At 46.9% G+C, this 24,228-nt stretch carries 25 protein-coding genes, 1 rRNA gene and 1 other annotated feature; all 26 genes read left to right on the top strand.

All coding sequences use genetic code 11. The features are described 5' to 3' along the window. Positions 1–4: 4 nt before the first annotated feature. Positions 5–1,324 (top strand): UDP-N-acetylmuramate--L-alanine ligase, encoded by a 1,320-nt coding sequence (gene murC, locus PAEAM_RS12350; protein WP_047841184.1) that lies wholly within the window; start codon positions 5–7, stop codon positions 1,322–1,324. Positions 1,325–1,440: 116 nt separating this feature from the next. Next, positions 1,441–2,670, top strand: a complete 1,230-nt coding sequence (locus PAEAM_RS12345; protein ID WP_165789902.1) for an SPOR domain-containing protein — start codon at positions 1,441–1,443, stop codon at positions 2,668–2,670. 145 nt (positions 2,671–2,815) lie between these two features. Next, positions 2,816–3,058 (top strand): DUF4321 domain-containing protein, encoded by a 243-nt coding sequence (locus PAEAM_RS12340; protein WP_036605903.1) that lies wholly within the window; start codon positions 2,816–2,818, stop codon positions 3,056–3,058. Between the two features lie 94 nt (positions 3,059–3,152). Beyond that, a complete protein-coding gene (locus PAEAM_RS12335) occupies positions 3,153–3,764 on the top strand; it encodes a Maf family protein (RefSeq protein ID WP_036673538.1) in 612 nt (203 codons plus the stop codon). Positions 3,765–3,801: 37 nt separating this feature from the next. Next, positions 3,802–4,491, top strand: a complete 690-nt coding sequence (radC, locus tag PAEAM_RS12330) for a RadC family protein (protein WP_100527744.1) — start codon at positions 3,802–3,804, stop codon at positions 4,489–4,491. A gap of 183 nt (positions 4,492–4,674) precedes the next feature. Continuing rightward, positions 4,675–5,709, top strand: coding sequence for a rod shape-determining protein (locus tag PAEAM_RS12325; RefSeq protein WP_017692612.1), 1,035 nt, complete (start codon positions 4,675–4,677; stop codon positions 5,707–5,709). A 185-nt stretch (positions 5,710–5,894) separates the two neighbouring features. Continuing rightward, complete coding sequence (mreC, locus tag PAEAM_RS12320) at positions 5,895–6,767, top strand: rod shape-determining protein MreC (RefSeq protein WP_100527743.1); 873 nt, start codon at positions 5,895–5,897, stop codon at positions 6,765–6,767. Next, positions 6,767–7,300, top strand: a complete 534-nt coding sequence (mreD, locus tag PAEAM_RS12315) for a rod shape-determining protein MreD (RefSeq protein ID WP_091037552.1) — start codon at positions 6,767–6,769, stop codon at positions 7,298–7,300. The genes mreC and mreD overlap by 1 nt, the downstream gene beginning before the upstream one ends. A 74-nt stretch (positions 7,301–7,374) precedes the next feature. Continuing rightward, positions 7,375–8,037, top strand: coding sequence for a septum site-determining protein MinC (gene minC / locus PAEAM_RS12310; protein ID WP_017692615.1), 663 nt, complete (start codon positions 7,375–7,377; stop codon positions 8,035–8,037). Positions 8,038–8,040: 3 nt separating this feature from the next. Continuing rightward, entirely contained in the window at positions 8,041–8,835 is a 795-nt protein-coding gene (minD, locus tag PAEAM_RS12305) for a septum site-determining protein MinD (protein ID WP_017692616.1), read from the top strand. 149 nt (positions 8,836–8,984) lie between these two features. After that, positions 8,985–9,836 (top strand): M23 family metallopeptidase, encoded by an 852-nt coding sequence (locus PAEAM_RS12300; protein WP_100527742.1) that lies wholly within the window; start codon positions 8,985–8,987, stop codon positions 9,834–9,836. After that, complete coding sequence (locus PAEAM_RS12295; protein WP_036605910.1) at positions 9,829–10,689, top strand: M50 family metallopeptidase; 861 nt, start codon at positions 9,829–9,831, stop codon at positions 10,687–10,689. The genes PAEAM_RS12300 and PAEAM_RS12295 overlap by 8 nt, the downstream gene beginning before the upstream one ends. Positions 10,690–10,795: 106 nt before the next feature. Next, on the top strand, positions 10,796–12,046 hold the full coding sequence (locus PAEAM_RS12290; RefSeq protein WP_100527741.1) for an Rne/Rng family ribonuclease: 1,251 nt from the start codon (positions 10,796–10,798) through the stop codon (positions 12,044–12,046). Between the two features lie 56 nt (positions 12,047–12,102). Further along, positions 12,103–12,187, top strand: a sequence feature (ribosomal protein L21 leader region). A gap of 14 nt (positions 12,188–12,201) precedes the next feature. After that, the gene (rplU, locus tag PAEAM_RS12285; protein ID WP_017692620.1) at positions 12,202–12,513 is read left to right on the top strand and encodes a 50S ribosomal protein L21; all 312 of its coding nucleotides are present in this window, start codon (positions 12,202–12,204) and stop codon (positions 12,511–12,513) included. 14 nt (positions 12,514–12,527) lie between these two features. After that, entirely contained in the window at positions 12,528–12,857 is a 330-nt protein-coding gene (locus PAEAM_RS12280; RefSeq protein WP_047841180.1) for a ribosomal-processing cysteine protease Prp, read from the top strand. A 23-nt stretch (positions 12,858–12,880) separates the two neighbouring features. Beyond that, complete coding sequence (gene rpmA, locus PAEAM_RS12275) at positions 12,881–13,192, top strand: 50S ribosomal protein L27 (protein WP_017692622.1); 312 nt, start codon at positions 12,881–12,883, stop codon at positions 13,190–13,192. 90 nt (positions 13,193–13,282) lie between these two features. Continuing rightward, positions 13,283–14,080, top strand: coding sequence for a Spo0B domain-containing protein (locus PAEAM_RS12270; RefSeq protein ID WP_017692623.1), 798 nt, complete (start codon positions 13,283–13,285; stop codon positions 14,078–14,080). Positions 14,081–14,097: 17 nt separating this feature from the next. Next, positions 14,098–15,408: a GTPase ObgE gene (gene obgE, locus PAEAM_RS12265; RefSeq protein WP_036673545.1), complete on the top strand. Its 1,311-nt coding sequence runs from the start codon at positions 14,098–14,100 to the stop codon at positions 15,406–15,408. Positions 15,409–15,637: 229 nt separating this feature from the next. Beyond that, complete coding sequence (locus tag PAEAM_RS12260; protein ID WP_017692625.1) at positions 15,638–16,075, top strand: ACT domain-containing protein; 438 nt, start codon at positions 15,638–15,640, stop codon at positions 16,073–16,075. A 58-nt stretch (positions 16,076–16,133) separates the two neighbouring features. Continuing rightward, the gene (locus PAEAM_RS12255) at positions 16,134–17,420 is read left to right on the top strand and encodes a homoserine dehydrogenase (protein WP_017692626.1); all 1,287 of its coding nucleotides are present in this window, start codon (positions 16,134–16,136) and stop codon (positions 17,418–17,420) included. 115 nt (positions 17,421–17,535) lie between these two features. After that, complete coding sequence (thrC, locus tag PAEAM_RS12250; protein ID WP_036605915.1) at positions 17,536–18,606, top strand: threonine synthase; 1,071 nt, start codon at positions 17,536–17,538, stop codon at positions 18,604–18,606. Continuing rightward, a complete protein-coding gene (gene thrB / locus PAEAM_RS12245) occupies positions 18,603–19,571 on the top strand; it encodes a homoserine kinase (protein ID WP_100527740.1) in 969 nt (322 codons plus the stop codon). Before thrC ends, thrB begins: the two co-directional genes overlap by 4 nt. After that, on the top strand, positions 19,568–20,440 hold the full coding sequence (gene pheA / locus PAEAM_RS12240; protein WP_100527739.1) for a prephenate dehydratase: 873 nt from the start codon (positions 19,568–19,570) through the stop codon (positions 20,438–20,440). Before thrB ends, pheA begins: the two co-directional genes overlap by 4 nt. Positions 20,441–20,588: 148 nt before the next feature. Then, a complete protein-coding gene (gene ilvE / locus PAEAM_RS12235) occupies positions 20,589–21,473 on the top strand; it encodes a branched-chain-amino-acid transaminase (RefSeq protein ID WP_100527738.1) in 885 nt (294 codons plus the stop codon). A 195-nt stretch (positions 21,474–21,668) separates the two neighbouring features. Beyond that, the gene (locus PAEAM_RS12230) at positions 21,669–23,291 is read left to right on the top strand and encodes a LysM peptidoglycan-binding domain-containing protein (protein ID WP_100527737.1); all 1,623 of its coding nucleotides are present in this window, start codon (positions 21,669–21,671) and stop codon (positions 23,289–23,291) included. Between the two features lie 550 nt (positions 23,292–23,841). Further along, positions 23,842–24,228: ribosomal RNA gene (locus PAEAM_RS12225) — 16S ribosomal RNA — on the top strand; the annotation flags it as partial.

Here is a 24,228-nt window from a genome sequence, read left to right as displayed (position 1 = left end):
TGGCATGAGTGCCATCGCAAGAGTTATGTTGGAAATGGGATACACCGTTACCGGATCGGATGTCGCTTCACAGGAGTTGACCGAGAAGTTGGCAGCCAAGGGAGCGAAAATATATATCGGACATACGGCAGAGCACGTCACTGGAGCAGATCTTGTTGTCTACTCTACAGCAGCGCCTGCTGATAATGTGGAACGGGTAGCAGCTGCAGAGCTGAACATTCCGATTCTGCATCGTTCCCAGATGCTTGCACGTTTGTTGAACGAACGTAAAGGTGTGGCTGTAGCTGGGGCTCATGGTAAAACAACCACTTCATCCATGATTGCACTTGTTATGGATAAATGTGATACAGATCCGACATACATTATTGGCGGAGAAATCATGAATGTGGGTACCAACGCGAAGGCCGGTCAAGGCGACTGGGTAGTCGCTGAAGCGGACGAGAGCGATGGTTCATTTTTGCAGTACCATCCATGGCTCGGTATTGTAACCAATATTGAGGCAGATCATCTGGAGAATTACAACAGTGATTTTGAGGAGCTCAAAAGGGCTTATGTGCAGTTCCTGAGCCAGATTCGTCCGGAAGGAACAGCGATTGTGTGTTCTGACGACGAGAATGTTCAAGCGATTTTGCCAGAACTCAAGTCACGGATTACAACCTATGGTATTGATCGTGCTGCAGATTATACGGCAACGGATATTGTACTGGGCGATCGCCGTATTTCCTTTACGATGAATCATCAGGGTGCTGCTATGGGCACGGTGGAATTATCAGTGCCGGGTAAGCATAACGTTTATAATGCGATGGCTACTGTGATTACCTGTTTGGAAGCAGGCATTCCATTTGAGAAGATTGTGGCAGCTATCATCCAGTTCCACGGAGCCAAACGCAGATTCCAGGTATTGGGCGAGGCGCGCGATATGCTGATCATCGATGATTATGCTCATCACCCGACTGAGATTGAAGCTACCATTAGTGCGGCCAAAGCAACGGGCAAACGCATTATTGCGGTATTCCAGCCACAGCGTTATACGCGGACATTCTTCCTGCTGGATGCGTTCAGTCGTGCTTTCGCGGAAGCGGATGAGGTGCTTATTACGGACATCTATTCTCCTGCGGGCGAAAAACAGATCGAAGGGGTAACCTCAGCCCGACTGGTTGAACTGATCGTTCAAAACAGTAATGCTTCTGCACGTTACCTTCCTACAAAAGAAGAAGTGGTAGCTGATCTGCAGCATCGTCTGCAGCCAGGAGATCTTGTGATTACGATGGGTGCAGGTGATATTTGGAAAGTCGGCGATACACTTGCCAAAGGTTTGAAATAGATCAATTGAGAAATCGCCTGTCTTCGATACGAAGCAGGCGTTTTTTGCGTTATATGGAATGTGTTCTCCAGTCTCTGCATATAGCTTATATAAATGGGACAAAGGAGAGGGTACGGGTGAGCAATGCTAGAATGACGTTTCGCTTCGGGGATCATCAGTCGGACAAGCCTGAAAACAAGAGGATATCCGCGTCCAGTCCATTGGTGACGTTAAGTGAAGAATTACCGCATAATCAACCGCTAACGCCTAAGCAGATGGATACAACCCCATCATGGACGCCTGAGGATATCCCCGGAGACTGGGGAGAGACGGTGCTGACAAGCTCTACTGTACCTGAACCTGACGATCGGGTGAGCCATGATTCGAACTTGAACTTGGATGAGGCCCATTATTTTGGGAACCGTACCGGTTATGGTTATGTTAATCACACCGATAATCCGGAGGAAGAGCGTCGTGATCTGTCCAATACCCATGATGATCAAGGCCACGACTGGCTTGCAGATTCCGAGAACTATTCCTATAAACGCAATCGCCCTCCAAGGGGCTGGAAATTGATTGGTTCTGTCACTGGGGCACTTGTTACCGGAGCACTTTTTGGTATGGTTATTCTTTCATTTTTTAATAAAGAAGGAGCTGCGAAGCCAGGCGATCTTCTGCCAGTCAATCAGGCAGTTTCTACTGTGACGGGTCAGGAGGGGACTGCAGGTACAGAACAGCAGCTTCAGACAGCGGCGACTGGCAGTACGTATTATGCACTTCAATACGGCGTGTTCAGTTCTCCTGAACGAGCTGAGCAGGCTAAGCTTGAACTGGCTCAGGCAGGTATAGCCGCAGGTTCTGATCCTGAAGATGGCAATCGAGTATATGCAGGCATTTCGGCTGATCGTGAAGAGGCCAAGCTACTTAGCTCCAGGCTAAAAGCCCAGGGAGTTGAACTGTATGTCAAGGAGATTGTGAACCCTGAGATCAATCCGGCTATATTCGGTGGCAAGCAAGAGGATGTGCATCTTTTTTTCACAAACAGTTCTGCACTGGTGGAACAATTATCTACCTTGTCCATTCAGCAGCTGGGACAGTCTGTTCCGGCAGCAGTTTCTACAGAAACGATGACCGCGATTCAAAATAAGCACGAGTCATGGCTGACGGGATTGAATAGTCTTACACCTGGCCTGACCGCAGATGTACAACCTATTATTGGTGGAATGGAGAAATCAATGAACAGTGCAATTACGGCTATCGCGGAGTACAACAAAAACCCGGATGATGTACACATGTGGTCCGTGCAGTCCGATCTGATGGAATATGTACTGCAGCAGAAAAAATGGCTTGAAGCGATAAAGCAGTAACATGCTCTTTCCCATAACAACGCTTGGAAATACCCATCCGGCAAGGAACTGGAAATAGTTCCCGTTGCCGGATTTGTGTTTGTATTGACGTACAAAACCCCGTATAATAATGTGGGTGTCAAAAAATGGCGAGGGAAGATTACCGATGAAAAAAAACTTCGGCATGTTATTGCTGTTTCTGCTGCTCGGCTGGATGGCCGGAGCGTGGATCGCCAAGGCACTGCAGCCTGTAAAGGCAGTAGCCTTTCTTACGAAAGCCACGACCATACGTTGGTCGCCACAGGCTGATCTGGATATTATCAGTTATAATATTTCACTTCAATTTCAAATGAGCCTTCTGAGTCTGATCGGTATGATTGCCGCTGTGTGGCTGTATCGCAGACTGTAGGAGAATGACGAGTTATGACGAAAAAAATTAAACCAGTGACATCTATTATCGTGATCCGGACAGGATGTTGCCGTGGCATAAGGAGCCGTTCATTTTGGATAACACACAACAGCGCCCTATTATTCTGGCCTCCACATCGCCTCGGCGCAAAGAACTGATCGCATCACTCCACCTAGCGTTTGATGTAATACCAAGTCATGCCAATGAAGATACACCACCAGAGTGGACACCTGAACAGACGGTACAGGAACTTGCTTTGCGCAAGGCGCTTGCCGTGTATCGCGGGCTTGAAGGCCGCGAGCAGGAAGCCATTATTGTTGGTAGTGACACCGTTGTTGTTCTGGATGGTGAGATTCTAGGCAAACCTTTAGACGAAGCGGATGCTGAACGTATGTTATCCCGGCTGCAGGGACGCGTACATCGGGTGTTTACGGGTGTCGCTTGTATTGATGCCGGCAATGGACAGTCGTTAGTTCATTACCGCCAGACCGATGTAACGATGAAAGAGCTGTCGGATGCGACCATCCGTGCTTATGTGCAGACAGGTGAGCCTTCAGATAAGGCAGGATCATATGCCATTCAGGGCATTGGTGCTTCACTGATCGACCGCATTGAAGGATGTTATTTTAATGTGGTTGGCTTGCCGCTATCTTTGCTAAGTGATATGTTGGACGGGTTCGGCGTACATGTGTTGCCACGAACATGAATGAAGCCAAATGTTGTGAAATGAAAAGAGGGAACATATGGAGTCGCCTCACTACATGATGCGCGACATCCCCCAGGAAGAACGCCCGAGAGAACGCATGATGGAATACGGGGCGGGCGCCTTAAGCCATGCTGAATTGCTGGCAATTTTACTTCGAACAGGCACAAGACAGGAATCCGCGGTGCATATGGCACAGCGGATTCTGGCCGAAGCGGGTGGCATTCGCTCGTTGATGGATTTGAGTCTGGAAGAACTGACCGCGATGAAAGGGATCGGCAATGCCAAGGCTGTGCAATTGAAAGCTGGCATTGAGCTGGGTCATCGGATTGCCAAGAGCAGACTCACACAGTCGACTTCAATTCGTACACCGCGTGATGCAGCTGATATCCTGATGGAACAATTGCGTTATTTGCAAAAAGAACATTTTGTGTGTCTCTTTCTGAATAGCAAAAATCATATTATTGCCCAGGAAACACTCTCCATGGGCAGCCTTAACGCTTCGATTGTACATCCACGTGAAGTGTTCCGGGCTGCCATCAAATGCAGCAGCGCATCGATTGTGTGCGCACACAACCATCCGAGTGGTGATCCTACGCCCAGCCCGGAGGATATCCAAATAACCAAGAGACTGATTGAAGCAGGCGCTATTGTTGGCATTGACGTGCTTGATCATATTATTATCGGAGATGGAACGTACGTAAGTTTGAAGGAGAAGGGCTTAGTATAATATAATGGTTGGCGTTGATGTTTTCCTATGAATGTTAACGGCGTTGTCCGTAAAAGATAGGTTCACTTTACAAATGCAAAAAAACAAATGCGAATATTAGCTCCACGTATTGCGTGGGAATAAAATTATTACGCTCTGGATCAGAATGGAGCGGCTATATGAGGCAGAAAAGGAGATTATGTTATGTTTGGTGGTTTTACGAAAGATTTGGGTATTGACTTGGGGACAGCAAATACGTTGGTTTATGTACGAGGAAAAGGAATTGTGGTGCGAGAACCTTCGGTTGTCGCTATACGGACAGATACAAATAGCATCGAGGCAGTAGGTGAAGCCGCCAAAAAAATGATTGGACGTACACCAGGTAACATTCGTGCCATTCGTCCAATGAAAGATGGCGTTATTGCCGATTTTGATACAACGGCAACGATGATCAAATATTTCATCCGTGAGGCGCAAAAACAACGTTCCATGTTCCAGCGTCATCCAAACGTGATGGTATGTGTACCATCCGGGATCACGGCAGTAGAACAACGTGCGGTTGAAGATGCAACCAAACAGGCTGGAGCACGTGAAGCCTACACGATTGAAGAGCCTTTTGCAGCTGCAATCGGTGCAGATCTGCCTGTATGGGAACCAACGGGTAGTATGGTTGTCGATATTGGTGGCGGTACAACGGAAGTGGCTGTTATCTCTCTTGGTGGTATTGTAACGAGCCGTTCGGTTCGTGTAGCAGGTGACGAGATGGATGAATCCGTTATCCAGTACATCAAACGCCAATACAATCTGATGATCGGTGAGCGTACATCGGAGCAATTGAAGATGGACATCGGATCAGCTATGCCATTGGAACAAGTAGAAACGATGGAAATTCGTGGACGTGACCTTGTAACAGGTCTGCCGAAGACAATTACGATTACTTCGGACGAGATCAGTGAAGCGCTGGCTGATACCGTGAATGCAATTGTTGAAGCGGTAAAAGTAACACTGGAAAAATGCCCGCCTGAACTTGCTGCCGATATCATGGATCGGGGTATCGTTCTTACAGGTGGTGGGGCTTTGCTTCGCAATCTGGACAAGCTTCTCGCTGGTGAGACAGGAATGCCTGTCATTGTGGCTGAGAACCCGCTGGATTGTGTAGCAATCGGAACAGGTAAAGCGCTAGAGAATATTCATTTGTTCAAAAGCAGAAGCAGTTCGGCAGTTCGTTCCAAACGTTAATTGGTATTTGCCTAACTTGGCATAGCGACCAAGTGGCAAGATATCTTTATAGAGGACCCGGTTAACCCCGGGGATGAGCTATTACCCGCTTAACAGGGGAGGATCGGCTGATATTCTCGCAGGGACTACAGGTCTGACAGTCTCCCCGCCGGGCATGGCTCGGAAGAGAATATGGATGTTAGAGGGTGTTCGAACTGTTTAAACTGCTAGGCAACAAAAGACTTTTTGTTTTGCTGGTGGGCCTTGTTACATTTATCGCGTTAATGGGCTTTACGCTCAGTCCGCGAACCACTCTATCCTGGCCGGAGAAATTCCTGAAGGATTCAGTTGGATTTGTACAATACGTATTTTACAAGCCCGCTTCCTATGTAGCGGGCTTTTTCAAAGATGTAGCGAACATGCGTACGGTATATGAAGAGAATGAAGAGCTTCGCATCGCGATGGGTCACTATACCCGGGATCGGCTGAAGTACAATGATATGGAGCAAGTGAATGAGCAGCTTCAGAAAGCGCTCAATTTCACAGAAGAACAGAAGAATCGCTATAATTACGGTTCACGAATTGCTCAGGTTATCAGTGCCAATTCGGATCCAAATAGCAGAACCATTAACATTGATATCGGTGAAAATGCGGGAATCAAGCCGGGGATGGCCGTTACCTCCCAGGAAGGGCTGGTCGGCGTGATCAGTCATGTCAGCTCATATACATCAACGGTTAATCTGTTAACGTCCATGGACGCCAATGATCCGACATCCAATGCCATTGCAGCAACGGCAGTAGGTAAAGAGAAAGTGTTTGGTATGATTGAAAGCTACGATCCGAAGACGGGCATGCTCAAGATGACTAAAATCTCAGAAGATTCTAATATCCAAAAGGATGATGAGATTATCTCCTCCGGAATTATTAACAATTTTCCGAAGTACATGCGGATTGGGAAAGTGGAGAAGGTCGAAGTTGGGGAGTACGGTTTAACAAGGACTGCGATTATCGAACCATATGCTAGCTTCCTTGACTGGAAAGAGCTGATTGTCATTATCCCGCCTGAGGTAAAAGAATAATGGTAACGCGCAAGCAAGTTTTGTTCCTGTTACTATTCGTTTTGTTCATTGCGGAAGGCACAATTTTGCCGCTGCTCATCCCTTCTGGCTGGCACATGCGTATTTCTGCCAATCTGGTCTATATCGTAATTTTGTTTATCGCTGTATATCATCATCGGCACACGGCACTAGTGCTCGGTATATTTTTTGGACTATTGCATGACGTCGTATTCTACGGCGAGATGATTGGACCTTATGGATTCTCAATGGGATTATCGGCATATATGATGGGACTCATTTTTCAAGCACCGCGTGCACCACTGCCGGTTATGGTATCGGTTGTCATTTTGGGAAGTCTGCTTAATGACACCATGCTATTTTTCCTGTACAAGCTCTTCCAACTTAACCACGTGACCTTTGACTGGGCGTTGATTGAATACATGATTCCTAATTTGTTCATTCATTTTGTGTTTGCCTTGATCATTTATGTCCCGCTTCGGAAACAACTGGAGCGGATCGGCAAGAGACGGAGCAAGACAGAAGAAGCTTCCTAAATACATTTATGGAGCGCAAAGCAGGAACTTGGGGCCCCGGGCACGAAATGTAATGAGATGGGAGGGACAGGCTTATGACGGTAAAATCGAATCACGTAACGATTAAAGGCATCCGAGACGGCCTGGTTTTCCTGTTGGACGATCAATGTGAATTCGAGGAATTGCTCTATGAGCTCCGCTATAAGCTGGAACACAGCCATCAAAATATTTTGACCGGACCGATTGTTCATGTGGATATCAAGTTGGGTGCCCGCGAAGTGACAGAGGACCAGAAAGAAGCAATCCTCGATATATTGAAGCAAAAAGGGAATCTGCTTATTCGATCCATCGACTCACCTGCACTCCAACCGGAGGTTAAAGGACCACCGCCGATTGTAACCATGTGTGGTATGGTGCGTTCAGGTCAGGTGCTTCATCATGAAGGAAATCTCCTGTTTCTTGGGGATATCAATCCGGGGGGCACAGTGACGTGTACCGGAGATATATATGTGTTGGGTTCACTCAGAGGTATGGCTCATGCCGGAATTGGCGGGGACGAGGAAGCGATTATTGCCGCTTCGGTATTTGCACCGACGCAGCTACGGATTGCGGATATCATCAGTCGTCCTCCCGATGAATGGGAGAGCCGAGAGACCGGAATGGAATTTGCTTACTTACAGGACAATCAGATGCAGATAGACAAAATGAGCAATATCGTTCGGTTACGCCGAGATTTTAATGTGTTTAAAGGAGTGTAGCTCATGGGAGAGGCGATCGTGATCACTTCGGGTAAAGGCGGCGTGGGTAAAACAACCACCTCGGCAAACATCGGGACAGCGCTGGCGCTGCTCGGCAAAAAGGTTTGTCTGGTAGATACCGATATCGGCCTTCGTAATTTGGATGTCGTGATGGGACTCGAAAACCGTATTATTTACGATCTGTGCGACGTTGCGGACGGCCGCTGCCGTCTGAATCAGGCTTTGGTCAAAGACAAGCGTTTCGAAGAATTATACATGTTGCCTGCGGCGCAGACGAGAGACAAAAACTCAGTGTCGCCAGAACAGGTCAAGGATATTATCCTTGAATTGAAAAAAGATTTTGAATACGTCATTATTGATTGCCCAGCCGGCATAGAGCAGGGTTTCAAAAATGCGGTAGCAGGAGCAGATCAGGCCATCGTGGTCACTACACCGGAAAATGCTGCAGTACGTGATGCGGATCGTGTCATCGGCCTGCTGGAGAGTTCGCACATTCAATCACCAAAGCTGGTGGTGAATCGAATTCGTAATAATATGGTTAAATCGGGTGACATGTTAGATATCGATGGTATTTTACAAGTACTTAATATTGACCTGATTGGCATCGTGCCTGATGATGAACTGGTCATCAAAGCGGCCAATTCAGGAGAGCCTACGGTCATGAATCCGGATTCACTTGCGGCAATTGCGTATCGCAACATTGCACGACGCATTCTGGGAGATACGGTCCCATTAATGCAGCTGGAGCAGAAAAAGGGAGCTTTCACTCGTTTCAAAAAGTTCTTGGGAATGGGTTAACTCATTTAAATGGACTTATTCATTATCTGATTACATGACAGCCGTGGCTTATAGCCCGGCTTTTTTTGTTACCTGCGGGCAGGCTTGTTCATATTATCAACCACCTCTTCATAGGATGTAGTAAACAAGCCTCGGCGGGAGGACATTCCATGAACACGAAACTCAGAATCAAGCAGAGACGAGAAGAACGTATCCGGCGACTGATGGATGGTGCAACTGTGGAGGTCTTACAGGAGCAGAAATTAGGTTCACTGTTGGACAAGAATGAGATCATACACCCAAAACCATTTACGCCGCCTAGTGAGGGGACACAGGAAAGAGATCCGGAATGGTTGTGGAAAAAAGAGAATGGTCATTTCGTTCCAGGGGGGCATTCGAGATTCAACCTGTTCAAGTCACTTCTCAAACGGACGGTTATTAGCGCTTTGATATTTGGCGGAGTATGGGGTCTATTTCAGTTGGATACATCGTGGACGACATCACCCAAAACAGTAATTGCGGATGCACTCCATCGGGATATGGATTTTGCCTCAGCAGCGGCTTGGTATGAACGGCATTTTGGAGGAACGCCTTCGTTTCTTCCGGTCCTTGGACATACGACGGATGCTGTGAACGGATTGAAAGTAAGGCAGTTACTGGGCAAACCGATCTCAGGCACAGTGGTTCAGCCATTCGCGCTGAGCATGAAGGGAATTGAGATCGTACCGGATGCCGCAGGTGCAGAACTTATACAGGTCGCAAGTTCTGATGCTGGGCGTGTCATGGAGGTTATCGGAGATGCAGCAAGTGGATTCACAGTTGTCATCCAACATACAGGCAATGTCACGGCAATATACGGTCGGCTGAACGAAAGTGAAGTGAGCGTGAATGATTGGGTGGAAGCGGGGAATCCAGTGGGGAGTCTCAAGGCTAAGGGTGGTGAACAACCGGCTACGCTCTATTTTGCAGTCAAAGAGGGGGAGGAGTACGTAGACCCGGCGGAAGTTGTTGCCCTTGATTAGGGTGTGGGGAGTCCATATTACGTTTCATCCGTTTTTTGTAATTATCATGATGGCCTCCCTTCTGACTGGACATTTTATTGAGCTTATTACGTTGTTTGCCATCGTGTTCATTCATGAATGTGGACATGCTGCGGCGGCAGCACTTCTGGGCTATCGTGTCTTGTCGATCCAGATGCTTCCTTTTGGAGGAGTTGCGGTTATCGAAGATGGAGGTACGATCACGGCCTACCGGGAAATCATGATTGCTCTGGCTGGTCCATTACAAAACATCCTGATGGTTGGCGTGGTTATGCTGTTGCAGTATGGCAATCTGGGCGATCCGGTATTTCTCAACTATATCATTCAGGGGAACCTGCTCATTGCCCTATTTAATCTGCTGCCTGTACTTCCTCTGGACGGAGGTAAAGTTGTTCAGGCACTTGTCAGTCTGTGGGCACCTTACTATACAACATTAATGTGGACTTACAGAATTAGCATTCTGTGTAGCGTAGGGGTTATTTTATATGCTATCAGCCGATGGTTTACTGGAGACTACGGCCTACCGCTCAACATTCTGTTAATCGGCCTTTTTTTATTCTATTCCAACGTAACGGATTACCGAAATGTGCCCTATCGCTTCATCCGTTTTCTCATGAATCGGGAAGGTGCGTTTGCTCGTCACGCGGCTACTGGCAGTTTGGCGCAGCCGATAATCTCATTTCCGGCGAAACCTTTGGACACTATTTTGCGTCTATTAAAGAGAGAAAGATACCATATGGTATACGTGATGAACAGACAGGGTCGAATTATGGCCGTATTGCCTGAGCAACGGATTATCGGTTCCTATTTTCAACAAAATGGTAATAAATTGTAGTGTTCTGGTGGACCTGTTCTGAAATGGGTTAATATATGTACAATGAGAATTGAAAAGATACTGAAATGGATGTGGATGATTTGAATTGTCTTCTAGAGGTGAAGCCATGAAACAAATGATAGTACATAATAAACATAACCTCATGCAAATGGCGCTTCTGGAAGAAGGCAAAGCTGTGGAATTTACGGCAGAGCGTACACGTGATCGTGGACTGCTGGGTTCCTTTTTCAAGGGACGGGTCGTGAATGTGTTACCAGGTATGCAAGCTGCTTTTGTGGATATTGGTCAGAAAAAGAATGCGTTCCTCTATGTGGACGATGTGTTGCATCCCCATCTGGAGAAACAGCCCAAGGTGAAGCCTTCCATCTCGGAGTTGCTTCGTCCGGGTCAGGAAGTCATTGTTCAGGTTCTGAAAGAACCGGTAGGAGGCAAGGGAGCCCGGGTGACGACTCATTATTCACTCCCGGGCCGTTGGCTTGTCTACATGCCTGTTGCTGACTATGTAGCGGTATCCAAGAAAATTGCCCGTGAAGGGGATCGTTCCCGTCTTAAGGCACTTGGGGAGCAACTGAGGCGGGATGAAGAAGGACTTATTATTCGGACCGTATCTGGAGAAGAGCAGCATGAAGCCATTAAGTCGGACTTGGAAACATTACGCGCGCAGTGGTATCTGATTCGTGAAAAAGCGGACAGTTTGCCTTCACCAAGCCTCTTGCATCGGGATCATAGCATGGTACAGCGAATCATCAGAGATGTGTATACGCCAGGGAGTGACGAAGTCATCACTGATAGTGAAGGACAAGCCCGTGAAGTAAAAGCATTGCTCGAAGAGATTAGTCCTGGTCATCAACCCAAAGTACAGGTGTATCGGGGAACAGAATCGATCTTTGCTGCCTATGGTGTGCAGGAACAGTTGAATAAGGATTTTGCCCGGAAAGTGTGGTTGCCCGGAGGCGGATACATTGTCATTGATCATACCGAAGCTCTGACTGTAGTGGATGTGAACACAGGCAAATATACGGGAGCTGGCGGTGACAGTCTGGAAGAGACCGTGACAGAGACCAACATACAAGCAGCAGTGGAGATTGCTCGTCTGATGCGCCTGCGAGATATCGGTGGCATGATTATTGTCGACTTCATTGATATGGAGGAAGCATCGAATCGGCATGAAGTCGCAGCAACCTTGGAGGGTGAGCTCAAGAAGGATCGGACCAAAGCGTTTGTAATGGGTTGGACCAAGCTGGGTTTGCTCGAACTTACCCGTAAGAAAGTGCGGGAAGAGAGTACGTTGCCCTATGTGGAGCCGTGTTCTTCCTGTCATGGTACGGGAAAAAGATATATTTCACCATTGCATTGATTTTTGATATATTGCGTGATATAATCTTCAAGTATGTGTTTAGCCTAATGGTCTTGCACATGCTGTAACCGCACTGGACGGGTATAAGAACAGTTCCGCAAGGACACTGTCACCTGAGAACGGGCGAGTCTGAGACATGAGGAGGTGCAAGGCAAATGTACGCAATTATTGAAACAGGCGGCAAACAGTACAAAGTCCAAGAGGGCGATGTTCTGTTCATCGAGAAATTGACTGCGAACGATGGCGAAAGCGTAACGTTCGACCGTGTCCTGGCTGTATCTAACGATCAAGGTTTGACAGCAGGTACACCATTGATTTCTGGAGCTACTGTAACGGCTAAAGTGGAGAAACATGGCAAAGGACAAAAGGTTATCGTATACAAATACAAACCTAAAAAGAACTACCATGTGAAGCAAGGTCACCGTCAACCGTACACTAAAGTAACTATCGAAACAATCAAAGCGTAAAGAAGGTGCGATAAGTGATTATCGTTCAAATCTTTCGTGATGAGGACGGGAACATCGAACGTTTTTCCATTGAAGGGCATGCTAATTTTGCCAAGCGGGGAGAAGACATCGTATGTGCCGGGGTATCCGCTGTTACAGTGGGTACGGTGAACTCGATTGAAACATTGACCGGTGTCGAAATGGATGCCAAGATGAAGAATGGCTTTTTAAGTGGTTCTTTACCTTTGTTAGGGAGAGGGGAAACTTGGTCCCAGGTACAATTGTTACTCGAATCCATGGTGGTTATGCTCTCTAATATTGCAGAGTCATACGGGAAGTATATTAAAATACAGCAATTCAAATAATCAAAGAAGGAGGACAACCAATCATGTTGAAATTAAATCTTCAGTTATTCGCATCGAAAAAAGGTGTAGGTTCCACGAAGAACGGACGTGACAGTAATGCTCAACGTCTGGGTGTTAAACGTGCTGATGGTCAAACTGTAACTGGTGGTAGCATTCTCGTTCGCCAACGCGGAACGAAAATTCACCCAGGAACTAACGTTGGCATCGGTAAAGATGACACTTTGTTCGCGAAAATCGACGGCGTTGTAAAATTCGAACGTTGGGGACGCGACCGCAAAAAAGTAAGCATCTATCCTGTTAATGTTGCTCCTGTAGCAGCAGCAGTAGAAGCGTAATATCGGCATTCCGCCTAAGGAGCCTTCGGCATTTTTGCCGAAGGTTTTTTGTATTCAACGGTTATTCGATAATGAACTGGCAGAAAAGACATGTTATACTTGGTTACGGTGGGTGTAGACCAACCGAGTTTTGTAGAACGGGGAGAAGCCATGAAATCTTGGAAAAGAGTGCCGTGGATTGCGGCATGTTCACTTCTGATTCCTTTGGTTTTCGTTATGTTGTATCCGGCGATGATCTCAAGCGTCGTGTGCGCATTGTGGTCCGTCGCAGTATTGCTCATTTCTGTGAATGCGATGAAGAAACAGGCGGAGGCGGAACGCAGAGCCATCATACAATCTATGGAAAAAACAGCAATTGCTTCATTAAATCATCATCGACACGACTGGATGAACGACCTTCAGGTGTTATATGGATATCTTCGGCTGGGCAAACTTGATAAATCCTTGCAATGTGTGGAAAGAATAAAAGAGCGGGTTACAGAAGAAAGCCGAATCTCTAGATTAGGTATTCCTTCCCTCGTATTTTATCTTCAGTCTTTTCGCGCCAGTGGAATTGCGCTGGAATTGCATGTGGAAATAGAAGATGAGTTGCAGCTTAGTGCTCTGGTCTCTCCCGAGGATGGCGAGTCACTTACCGGGGCGATTGCGGATGCAATCAGGGCCTATCAATATGGCGGCGGCCGGTCTTCTTGGGGAGAGGTTCGCAAACTGACCTTAAACTTCGGACAGGATCATGGAGATGTGGTTGTCCGACTGGATGGGGATCAAACACCCGATCCGGAAACACTGCGGCAGCTTACTGCCGTACTCAAAGGAAAAAAAGTCAGAACGGAGCAGTTTCCGTCTGAGGATACGTTTATACAATTCAGAATGCCGTGTGGAATATAGGAAGAAGGGGTTAACCAATGTTTGTAGATAAAGCGAAGATTTATGTAAAAGCCGGAGACGGAGGGGACGGAATTATTTCGTTCCGTCGTGAGAAGTATGTACCAAACGGCGGACCTGCCGGGGGCGATGGAGGCAGAGGAGCTGACATCATTTTCCGCGTGGATGAAGGTTTGCGTACGTTGATGGATTTTCGTTACCAGCGTCACTTCAAGGCCCCACGTGGTGAGAAGGGACGTAACAAAAGTCAGCATGGTGCAAACGCGGAGAACATGATTGTGCGCATTCCACCAGGAACTATTATCTTGGATGAAGACAGTGGAGAAGTATTGGCGGATATGACACGTCACGGTCAACAGGTTGTTATTGCTCGTGGTGGTCGGGGCGGACGAGGTAACATCCGATTTGCTACACCGAACAATCCTGCACCTGAACTTGCCGAGAATGGTGAAGAAGGACAAGAGCGTTACATCGTACTCGAACTGAAAGTTATGGCAGATGTTGGTCTGGTTGGTTTCCCGAGTGTCGGGAAATCTACATTGCTTTCTGTCGTTTCGTCAGCCAAGCCAAAGATCGGTGCATACCATTTCACAACCATTACACCGAATCTGGGTGTAGTCGGTGTAGGAGAAGGCCGGAGCTTCGTTATGGCCGATTTGCCTGGACTGATTGAAGGTGCGCATGAAGGTGTCGGACTGGGACATGAGTTCCTACGTCATGTCGAGCGTACTCGGATTATTGTTCATGTCGTAGATATGTCGGGTTCTGAAGGACGCGATCCTTTTGAAGACTGGCAGAAAATCAATGACGAATTGAAGTTGTACAATCCGCTTCTCGCCGAGAGAACGCAAGTTGTAGCAGCTAACAAGATGGATATGCCAGACTCTGAAGCGAACCTGGAGCAATTTTTACAGCAAGTTCGTGAAGTTCAACCTGATATTGAAGTGATGCCAATTTCATCCTTGACTCGTAAAGGGATTCAAGAACTTCTGTATCGTGCAGCTGATCTGCTGGATCAGGCTCCAGACGAGCGAGTGGTTGAAGAGGTAGCAGATGTATCTGAACGTAAAGTATATAGTCTGGACAAAAAAGAAGACGATGGTTTCAAAATTGTGCGTGAGAATGAAATGTTCGTTGTCGAAAGTGCCAAGATTGACCGCATGATGAAACGGATGCAACTGAACTCGCACGAGGCTATACTGAAACTCGCACGTACACTGCGTTATATGGGTGTGGATGCTGAGTTGCGTAAGCGCGGAGCTGTAGAAGGCACCATCGTTCGTATTGGAGACTTTGAATTCGAATTCGTGGAAGGCAGCAGTTACTACTAAGTAGTCGTCTTCCGTGAAGAGAGAGATCTATATAGGAACGCAGAGAAGTGGGAAGTTGACCCGCAACTCTGCGTTTTTTTTGTTTTTTCCTGACATGGGAGAGGGATAAACTTGTATACTGTGAGGAACGTATTTCAAAAAATAGGCGTGTCATGTATTGCCCTTTTGTCATAGATCCTATATAATGTCCACTATATGAATACATGAGTCTTTGAGGAGAGGACGTTCTGTGAACGAACGCTATTACTTAGTACGAGAAGATATTTTACCAGAGGCAGTGGTGAAGACCATGCAGGTAAAAGAACTACTGGCTTCTGGTGATGTTAAAACAGTGCATGAGGCGGTTGAACAGGTCGGATTAAGCCGGAGTGCCTTTTACAAGTACAAAGATGGAATTCATCTGATTAACCAGCTTGAGCGCGAGAGGATTGTAACGATCTCCATTGATCTGGAGCATCAGTCGGGTATCTTGTCTCGTGTGCTTGGACATGTAGCTGGTTATGGAGCTAATGTACTCACGATTAATCAGAGTATCCCGCTTCAGGGAAGAGCCAATGTTGTCATTTCGGTGGAAACGACACATCTTCATGGCGAAATTGGTGAAATGCTGGATCGAATGCAAGATATGCCTGGAGTAAGACGCACGCGTATTGTAGGCCAAGGTTAATTAGGCTTTAACATACAGGACTGACAGACAAGAATAGACATTAGGGGGTAGATCGTTAGTGAAACCAGTAAAAGTCGGATTGTTGGGTCTGGGAACTGTCGGAACGGGAGTCGTTCGCATTGTGGAAGGGAATCAGGAGGATCTGAGCAGTCAGGTTGGATCGCCGATTGTCATCGAGAAGATCGCAGTGAAAAATACAGAGAAAGAACGTGTTATTGCTGTAGACCGTGCCAAACTTACGGAAGATCCTTGGGAAGTCATTCGTCATCCGGATATTGATGTCATCGTTGAAGTCATGGGCGGCATTGATCAGACGAAGGAGTATATTCTTGAAGCATTGGAACGTGGGAAACATATCGTAACAGCAAACAAAGATCTCATGGCATTGCACGGTACAGAGATTTTGGCGAAGGCACAGGAAAAACAATGTGACGTGTTCTATGAGGCGAGTGTTGCTGGAGGGATTCCGATCATTCGTACGCTGATTGAAGGTTTCTCTTCTGATCGGATTACCCGCATTATGGGGATTGTGAACGGAACAACGAACTTTATTCTGACCAAAATGAGTCAGGAAGGTGCATCCTATGAAGAAGTACTGGCTGAAGCACAGGCTCTGGGATATGCCGAATCGGATCCAACTTCCGATGTGGAGGGACTTGACGCAGCTCGCAAAATGGCGATCTTGAGTACACTCGGTTTCCGTACCAATGTGGAGTTGAAGGATGTAACCGTTAAAGGAATATCCTCCGTAACTCGTGAAGACATTATGTATGCCAAAAGACTGGGCTATGAGATGAAATTACTTGGTATTGCGGACCGTATTGGCGATGAGATCACGATCAGCGTTCAGCCGACTATGGTTAGACAGAATCACCCGATTGCTTCAGTCAACGGTGTGTTCAACGCAGTATATGTACACGGTGAAGCTGTAGGGGAGACGATGTTCTACGGTGCGGGTGCGGGAGAACTCCCAACGGCAACTTCGGTTGTAGCTGACATTGTGGCGGTTACCAAAAACCTTAAACTTGGCGTGAACGGTCTCAAAGCAATTGTTCCTTATAAGATTAAGCGACTACAAAGCGACGAGCAGATCGTGTCGAAAAACTTTATTTTACTACATGTAGACGACAAAGCCGGTGTATTGGCACAAATCACACAAATTTTTGCAGAATATGATGTCAGTCTGGCGTCGGTTGTTCAACAGCCAAATGAGCACAACCCGGATGCCGAGATCATTATCGTTACACATAACGCAAGTAAGGCAAGCATGGATAAAGTGTTAAAACATTTTGAATCACTCAGCGTCATTCGCCGCATTAAGAGTGTCTACCGGGTCGAAGGATAATTGTCCGTATCCCATACGGCATCTCAATTATTTCAGTTATAACGTACAAGTTAATCATATCCGGTTCAACAGGTCATCATTTCAGATTATTAAAACATAAAGGAGTTTACCCACAATGAGATATCAAGGACTTTTGCAAACGTACAGAGAGCACCTTCCAGTTAATGAAAATACACCCCTGCTTACGCTTCAGGAAGGAAATACACCGTTGATTCATGCAGAGAATCTGTCTGAGGAACTCGGTTTGAATGTTTATTTCAAGTATGAAGGTTTGAACCCTACGGGATCTTTCAAAGACCGCGGTATGGTTATGGCTGTTGCCAAAGCTATGGAAGAGGGCAGCCGTACGATCATGTGTGCATCCACAGGTAATACGTCAGCAGCTGCAGCGGCCTATGCCGCACGTGGTGGCCTCAATTGTATCGTACTGATCCCGAATAACAACATTGCACTGGGTAAACTGGCCCAAGCCATGATCTATGGAGCTAAGGTGATTGCGATCAATGGTAACTTTGACCGTGCACTGGAGATTGTGCGTGAGATCACAGCCAAACATCCGATCACGCTTGTAAACTCTGTGAATCCGTTCCGGATTGAAGGACAGAAGACAGCAGCGTTTGAAGTAATTGAACAACTTGGCGAAGCTCCTGACGTTCTGGCTATTCCAGTCGGTAATGCGGGAAATATCTCGGCTTATTGGAAAGGTTTCAAAGAATATAAAGAGGCAGGTAAATCCAACACGCTTCCACGTATGGTTGGTTTCGAAGCAGAAGGTGCGATGGCCATAGTCAAAGGTGAGCCGATCCTTGAACCTGAAACGGTAGCAACAGCAATTCGAATCGGTAATCCGGCGAGCTGGAAAACGGCAGTAGCTGCGGCTGAGGAATCTGGTGGACAGATCAACTATGTAACGGATGAACAAATCCTGACAGCGTATCGTACACTTGCTTCTCGGGAAGGGATTTTTGCTGAACCTGCTTCTGCGGCTTCCCTTGCCGGTGTATACAAACTGAAGAGTGAAGGGTACTTTAAAGGCGGAGAGACTGTAGTTTGTGTACTGACAGGTAATGGCCTGAAAGATCCTAATATTGCGATCAAAACAGTAGCGACTGAGCCACTTGTTGTTGAAGATACGGAAGAAGCAGTAATGGCGGCTATTGCACAACTGGAGCAGCAATCTGTATGAGTTTGCGTGAAAAGGTAACCGTAAAAATACCTGCAAGCACAGCCAATCTCGGTCCGGGGTTTGATACCCTGGGCATGGCATTGTCTTTGTATGCCTGGTTGGAAATGAAACCTGCCGAGCAGACGTCATTTCATCTTCACGGCAATCATTTGACAGGCCTGCCAACAGACAAATCGAATTTGATTTACGAAGTTGCACAGATGGTATTCAATGAAGCTGGGGTATCCATCCCTGAATTCGAGATTTCCATGTATTCCGATATTCCGCTTACGCGGGGACTCGGGAGTAGTGCATCAGCCATCGTTGGTGCATTGGCAGCAGCGAATGCATTAATTGGTGCTCCCTTATCCGATGCGAAGCTTCTGGATATGGCCACATCCCTAGAGAAGCATCCTGATAATGTGGGAGCATCTCTGTATGGCGGTATTATTACGGCTGCATGGAATGGTCAACAGGTAGATCATATACGTATTGAACCACACCAGGATCTGCAGACTTTGGTTATTGTACCTGAATTCCAGCTGTCTACTTCAAAAGCAAGGAATGTGATTCCAGAGCAATTTGGCATGTCTGATGTGGTGCATAATATTAGCAGATCCTCACTACTCGTTGCCGCTTTGGCGAGTGGACGACTGGATATGATTCAGAAGGCGATGTCAGATCGAATTCACCAACCATATCGGGCATCATTGGTGCCAGGCATGGCTGAGATATTGGAACATGCTGTCGATCATGGAGCTTTGGGAGCTGCCCTGAGCGGAGCCGGACCAACCGTATTGACTTTGGTAGATCGTCATGACACCCGGAAAGCGGGATTGGAACAATATTTGCTGGACACGATGGAGCGGGAGGGTATATCTGCTTCTGCACTGTGGCTCGATCCGGATTTGGACGGTGTAACCGTGCTGCCTGATCAAGACGAACGTCCTTTTCTGGACAGAATCAAAGGGGAAGTTAATGCATGAAACGAATTGCAGTATTACCTGAAGGCTCAGTTTCCCATGAAGCAATTGATTTCCTTTTTAACGGTGAACCGTTAGATTTGCTTCACTCCAAGCTGATTTCGGATGTGTTTAGAGCAACGGATAGCGGGACTGCACAATACAGTGTCATTCCGATTGAAAATACCATTGAAGGCTCCGTTAGTCTGCATATGGACTGGCTTGTGAATGAAGTCGACATTCCAATGCAAGCGGAGTGGGTATACCCATCCATCCAGAATGTCATTGGACATGGCTCGGAATTTAAGACGGAGAGCGGCGAGTATGACTTTGGTAGAATCACCAAGATTATGTCTCACCCTGTGGCTATTCCGCAATGTCAGAATTTTATTCGGCTGCATTCGCCTGGGGCGGAGCTTGAAGGTGTGAACAGTACAGCCGAAGCTGTAGAAATTGTAAAAAAAAATCCGGGTAAGGGCTGGGTAGCAATCGGTACCAAACTTGCTGCTCAGAAGCATGGTCTGGACATTATGGCTGAACGGGTTACAGATCATGACAATAACTATACCCGTTTTGTGCTCATCGGCCATGAACCTGTGGACATTCCGCGTGAACCGGATCATGTAAAAACCAGCTTGCTGGTGACGTTGCCAGAAGATGCACCAGGTGCGTTACATCAGGTATTGTCGGCTTTTGCATGGCGGAAGCTGAACTTGACCCGTCTCGAATCTCGTCCAACGAAGAAACGATTGGGCAGTTACTATTTTTACATTGATGTTGTGGAAACGGTCGATTCGGTATTGCTTACCGCAGCCATGGCAGAGATTGAAGCATTGAATTGTCAGGTGCGCGTTCTGGGTAGCTATCCTTGTTATACATATCCTTCGAGATAATTGACCTGATGGTGTTTGGGAATGTTAGAAGGTTGTCATAAGTCGGGGTAGAATGAGCGAGTAATGGCTTGTCATTTGGTGTACAATGGACGGGTTAATAACGTTTCGGAGTACAGGGAATGGATATTTTATGGAGGTGCAGTCATCAGTGGCAGAACAATGGATCTATTTGGATGGTCAGTATGTGACCAAGGAGAACGCAACCGTTTCAGTGTATGATCATGGATTTTTGTATGGAGACGGGATTTTTGAAGGTATTCGGATCTATAACGGAAATATTTTCAGATGTAAGGCCCACTTGGATCGTTTGTATGATTCGGCAAAATCCATTAGTTTGAACATTCCGCTGTCCATTGATGAGATGCTGGAAGTCATGGCTGAAACGGTGCGCCGCAATGATATGCGTAATGGTTATATTCGTCTTATTGTATCGCGTGGCCCTGGTAATCTGGGGTTGGACCCGTTACGTTGCCCTAAGGCATCCGTAATCATCATCGTGGAGCAATTGGCGATCTATCCGGAGGAAGCGTATCTTACTGGATTGAAAGCCGTGTCGGTATCCCAACGCCGGAACATCCCAGACGCGTTGAATCCAAAAATTAAATCGTTAAACTATCTGAATAACATCCTGGTTAAAATCCAGTCTAACTATTCAGATGCTGGTGAAGCAATTATGCTGAATTCCCAAGGTTACGTAACTGAGGGTTCAAGTGATAACATCTTCATCATCAAAAATGGTGTAGTGTACACGCCGCCTTGTTATCTCGGAGCACTTGAAGGGATTACACGTCAAGCGATTATCGATCTATGTGGCGAACTGGAGCTTGAATTAAAAGAAGTGCCATTCACCCTGCATGATGTGTATATCGCAGACGAAGTCTTTTTCACCGGGACAGCTGCAGAAGTTATCGCTGCATATGAAGTCGATGGAAGAACAATTGGCACGGGAGTAGCAGGTCCGGTAACGCTGAGACTGCTGGAAGCATTCCGTCAGATTGTTGACAAAGATGGATATAAAGTGTGGGAATCTTAAGTTAGAATTGCATAACATAGGGAACAGGAATCCTCCTTGTCCGATAAAATTCTGCATACCTGGTGTATGGGGATTTTAGAGACAGGAGGATTTTTTTTGTTTAGTTGATGTCATTAGCCCGGTTTCTGCATAGGATGTAGTAACGGTATGGGCGAATGTACTGCCCAAGTATGACGTCTAGGAGGTTAGTTCCCTGTGAAAATACACATGGTGAAAAAAGGCGACACATTATATCTGCTGTCCCAAAAATACAATGTAGCGCTGGACAAATTGATCGCGGCTAATCCGCAAATCACAAATCCCGACAAGTTGGATATTGGCATGAAGGTTAAAATCCCTGCAGAGCCAGTAACACCGAAACCGGAGGGTTTGCTCCACAGTCACAAGGTACAGCAAGGAGATTCGTTATGGAAGTTGGCACAAGCCTGGGGAGTTCCTTTAAAAGATATGGTCAATGCCAATCCACAGTTGAAAAATCCGAACGCTCTGCTGGTGGGGGAGACAGTTTATATTCCATCTATGCACGCACAAGGAAACAGCACATCTAATTCGGGTGCCGGCAACATTGCTGCTCATGAAAAGTTGTCACCTGAAGGTAAGGAATACACGGGAGTCAAAGAACCGGAACAACCGGCTCCAGTAGCGCCAACTCCCCCTGCTCCGGTAGCAGAGGTTCCTGTTCCGGTCCCTGCTCCACCACCAGCCAATACGGAGAAGCCGAATGTGAAGCCTGAACTGGAGGTACTGCCGCAGTTACCGGAGCTTCCTGAAGTGAAACCCGAAAAGGAAACGCATAAAAAAGAAGAGGTTAAACCCGAAGTTTATGTAAAACCGGTAGCAGAATCCAAGAAATACACAATGCCTAATCTTTCGCCTGAAATTATGCCTTTGCCTGTAATGCCTAACACAAAGTCTCCAACTGAGGTTGCACCAGCAACGAAAAAGCCTTGTGGTTGTGGTAATAAGTTGCATCATGCGCCAGCCGAGCACCCTTATGTTCAAATCCCGGTTCCTGTACAAGAGGTGTATGGTGCTCAGCAAGACATGTACACGGCTGGAGCGAGTAACAATGCGTCGTTTCCAGGGATTCCGGAAGTTAGTCCTTATGGTGGCAGTGATCTGCCTAACAGTCCGTGGACTGGCGCGGAGCAGGGTTATAACCACAATAACGTTATGCCGAATCTGTCCGCAGAAATGCAAAACAACTCATTTCCGATTGCGCCAGCTGGCGAAGTGAATAGTCCATTCCCAACGTATGTAGCACCTAGTCATATGAATCATCAGCCGCCTTTCATATCTCCATACTCAATGCTTCCGTACCCTCCATGCGGATGTGGCTCACATACACATATGCCTCAGTATACTTATCCTTCTCCTGGTTATCAGGATCCGGCTTGGAATATGTATGGTCCTTCGTACGGTATGCCGCCTGAAATGTCCACATCAACGATGCCAAACCAGCCTATTGAGTATGCTTATCAGAATCCGTACCCTACTCAGAACATGGTTCCCCCGTCCCCGCTTGGAGCATTTGGTGAAATGTATCCTCCTCAGGGGCAAGGGAAGGGTGGAAAAAAAGGGGGGCGTGAAGACGCTAACTTAAGTCAGGTAGCAATTGAAGAGGTTGGATCAGATTCGGAAGGGAAGTCTAAGCAAGCGGGGAATAAGCCGGCCGCTGCAAAGCGCAGAACAAGCAAGGCTCCTCTGAAGAGCAAATCCAAGGTGTCCGTGTCCGGGAAACCGTCCAGAGAGGGTGCAGCTACTTCCAGCCAACGGAAATCCGATAAAAAGCGTCGTAATCCATGGATACAGAACTAACCTGGAGATTGCGATTGATGAATAAGTGAGGTGCCTGTTATATAAGCGGGAAGCCAGCTCTGTAATAGAGAGCTGGCTTCCCGCTTACCTGAGTAAACATTGAGTTGCACATAACGGAGATATAGTTGCTCAGGAAATAATAGAAAGCATTTTATTAAGAAGTTATTGTAAACCCTTTCATAAATGTGTTAAAATATTTGTACCCTATGAGCATGACCTAATATGATTGATAGGACAAGATAGGGTACAGATATGATAGCTTTAGCTAATGTAAAACTACTAAAGAAAAGAAATGAAAAAAACTGTTGCATTACATTCAGCCGTATGATATATTATTTAAGTCGACGCTGAAACGCAGTGCTGACACGGGAAACACAAGAGATAACAAAACAAGTTTGATCTTTGAAAACTGAACAACGAGTGAGTAAACATTCTGCTTGCAGAATGAACGCGAAAGTTTGAGACAAGCCTTGGCCTGGATCGACTGGAGCACAAATGAGATTTTTAATCTCGTCAGATTCAAAATGAGCTTATCGCTCTTTTCAATACTTTATTGGAGAGTTTGATCCTGGCTCAGGACGAACGCTGGCGGCATGCCTAATACATGCAAGTCGAGCGGACTTGAAGAGAAGCTTGCTTCTCGGATGGTTAGCGGCGGACGGGTGAGTAACACGTAGGCAACCTGCCCTCAAGCTTGGGACAACTACCGGAAACGGTAGCTAATACCGAATAATTGTTTTCTTCGCCTGAAGAGAACTGGAAAGACGGAGCAATCTGTCACTTGGGGATGGGCCTGCGGCGCATTAGCTAGTTGGTGAGGTAACGGCTCACCAAGGCGACGATGCGTAGCCGACCTGAGAGGGTGATCGGCCACACTGGGACTGAGACACGGCCCAGACTCCTACGGGAGGCAGCAGTAGGGAATCTTCCGCAATGG

This window comes from Paenibacillus sp. GM1FR (genome assembly GCF_002803315.1).
In the GTDB taxonomy this organism is placed as follows: Bacteria; Bacillota; Bacilli; order Paenibacillales; family Paenibacillaceae; genus Paenibacillus; species Paenibacillus amylolyticus.
The sequence above is the reverse complement of the archived record's forward strand: the minus strand, read 5'-3'. Positions and strand labels throughout refer to the sequence as shown.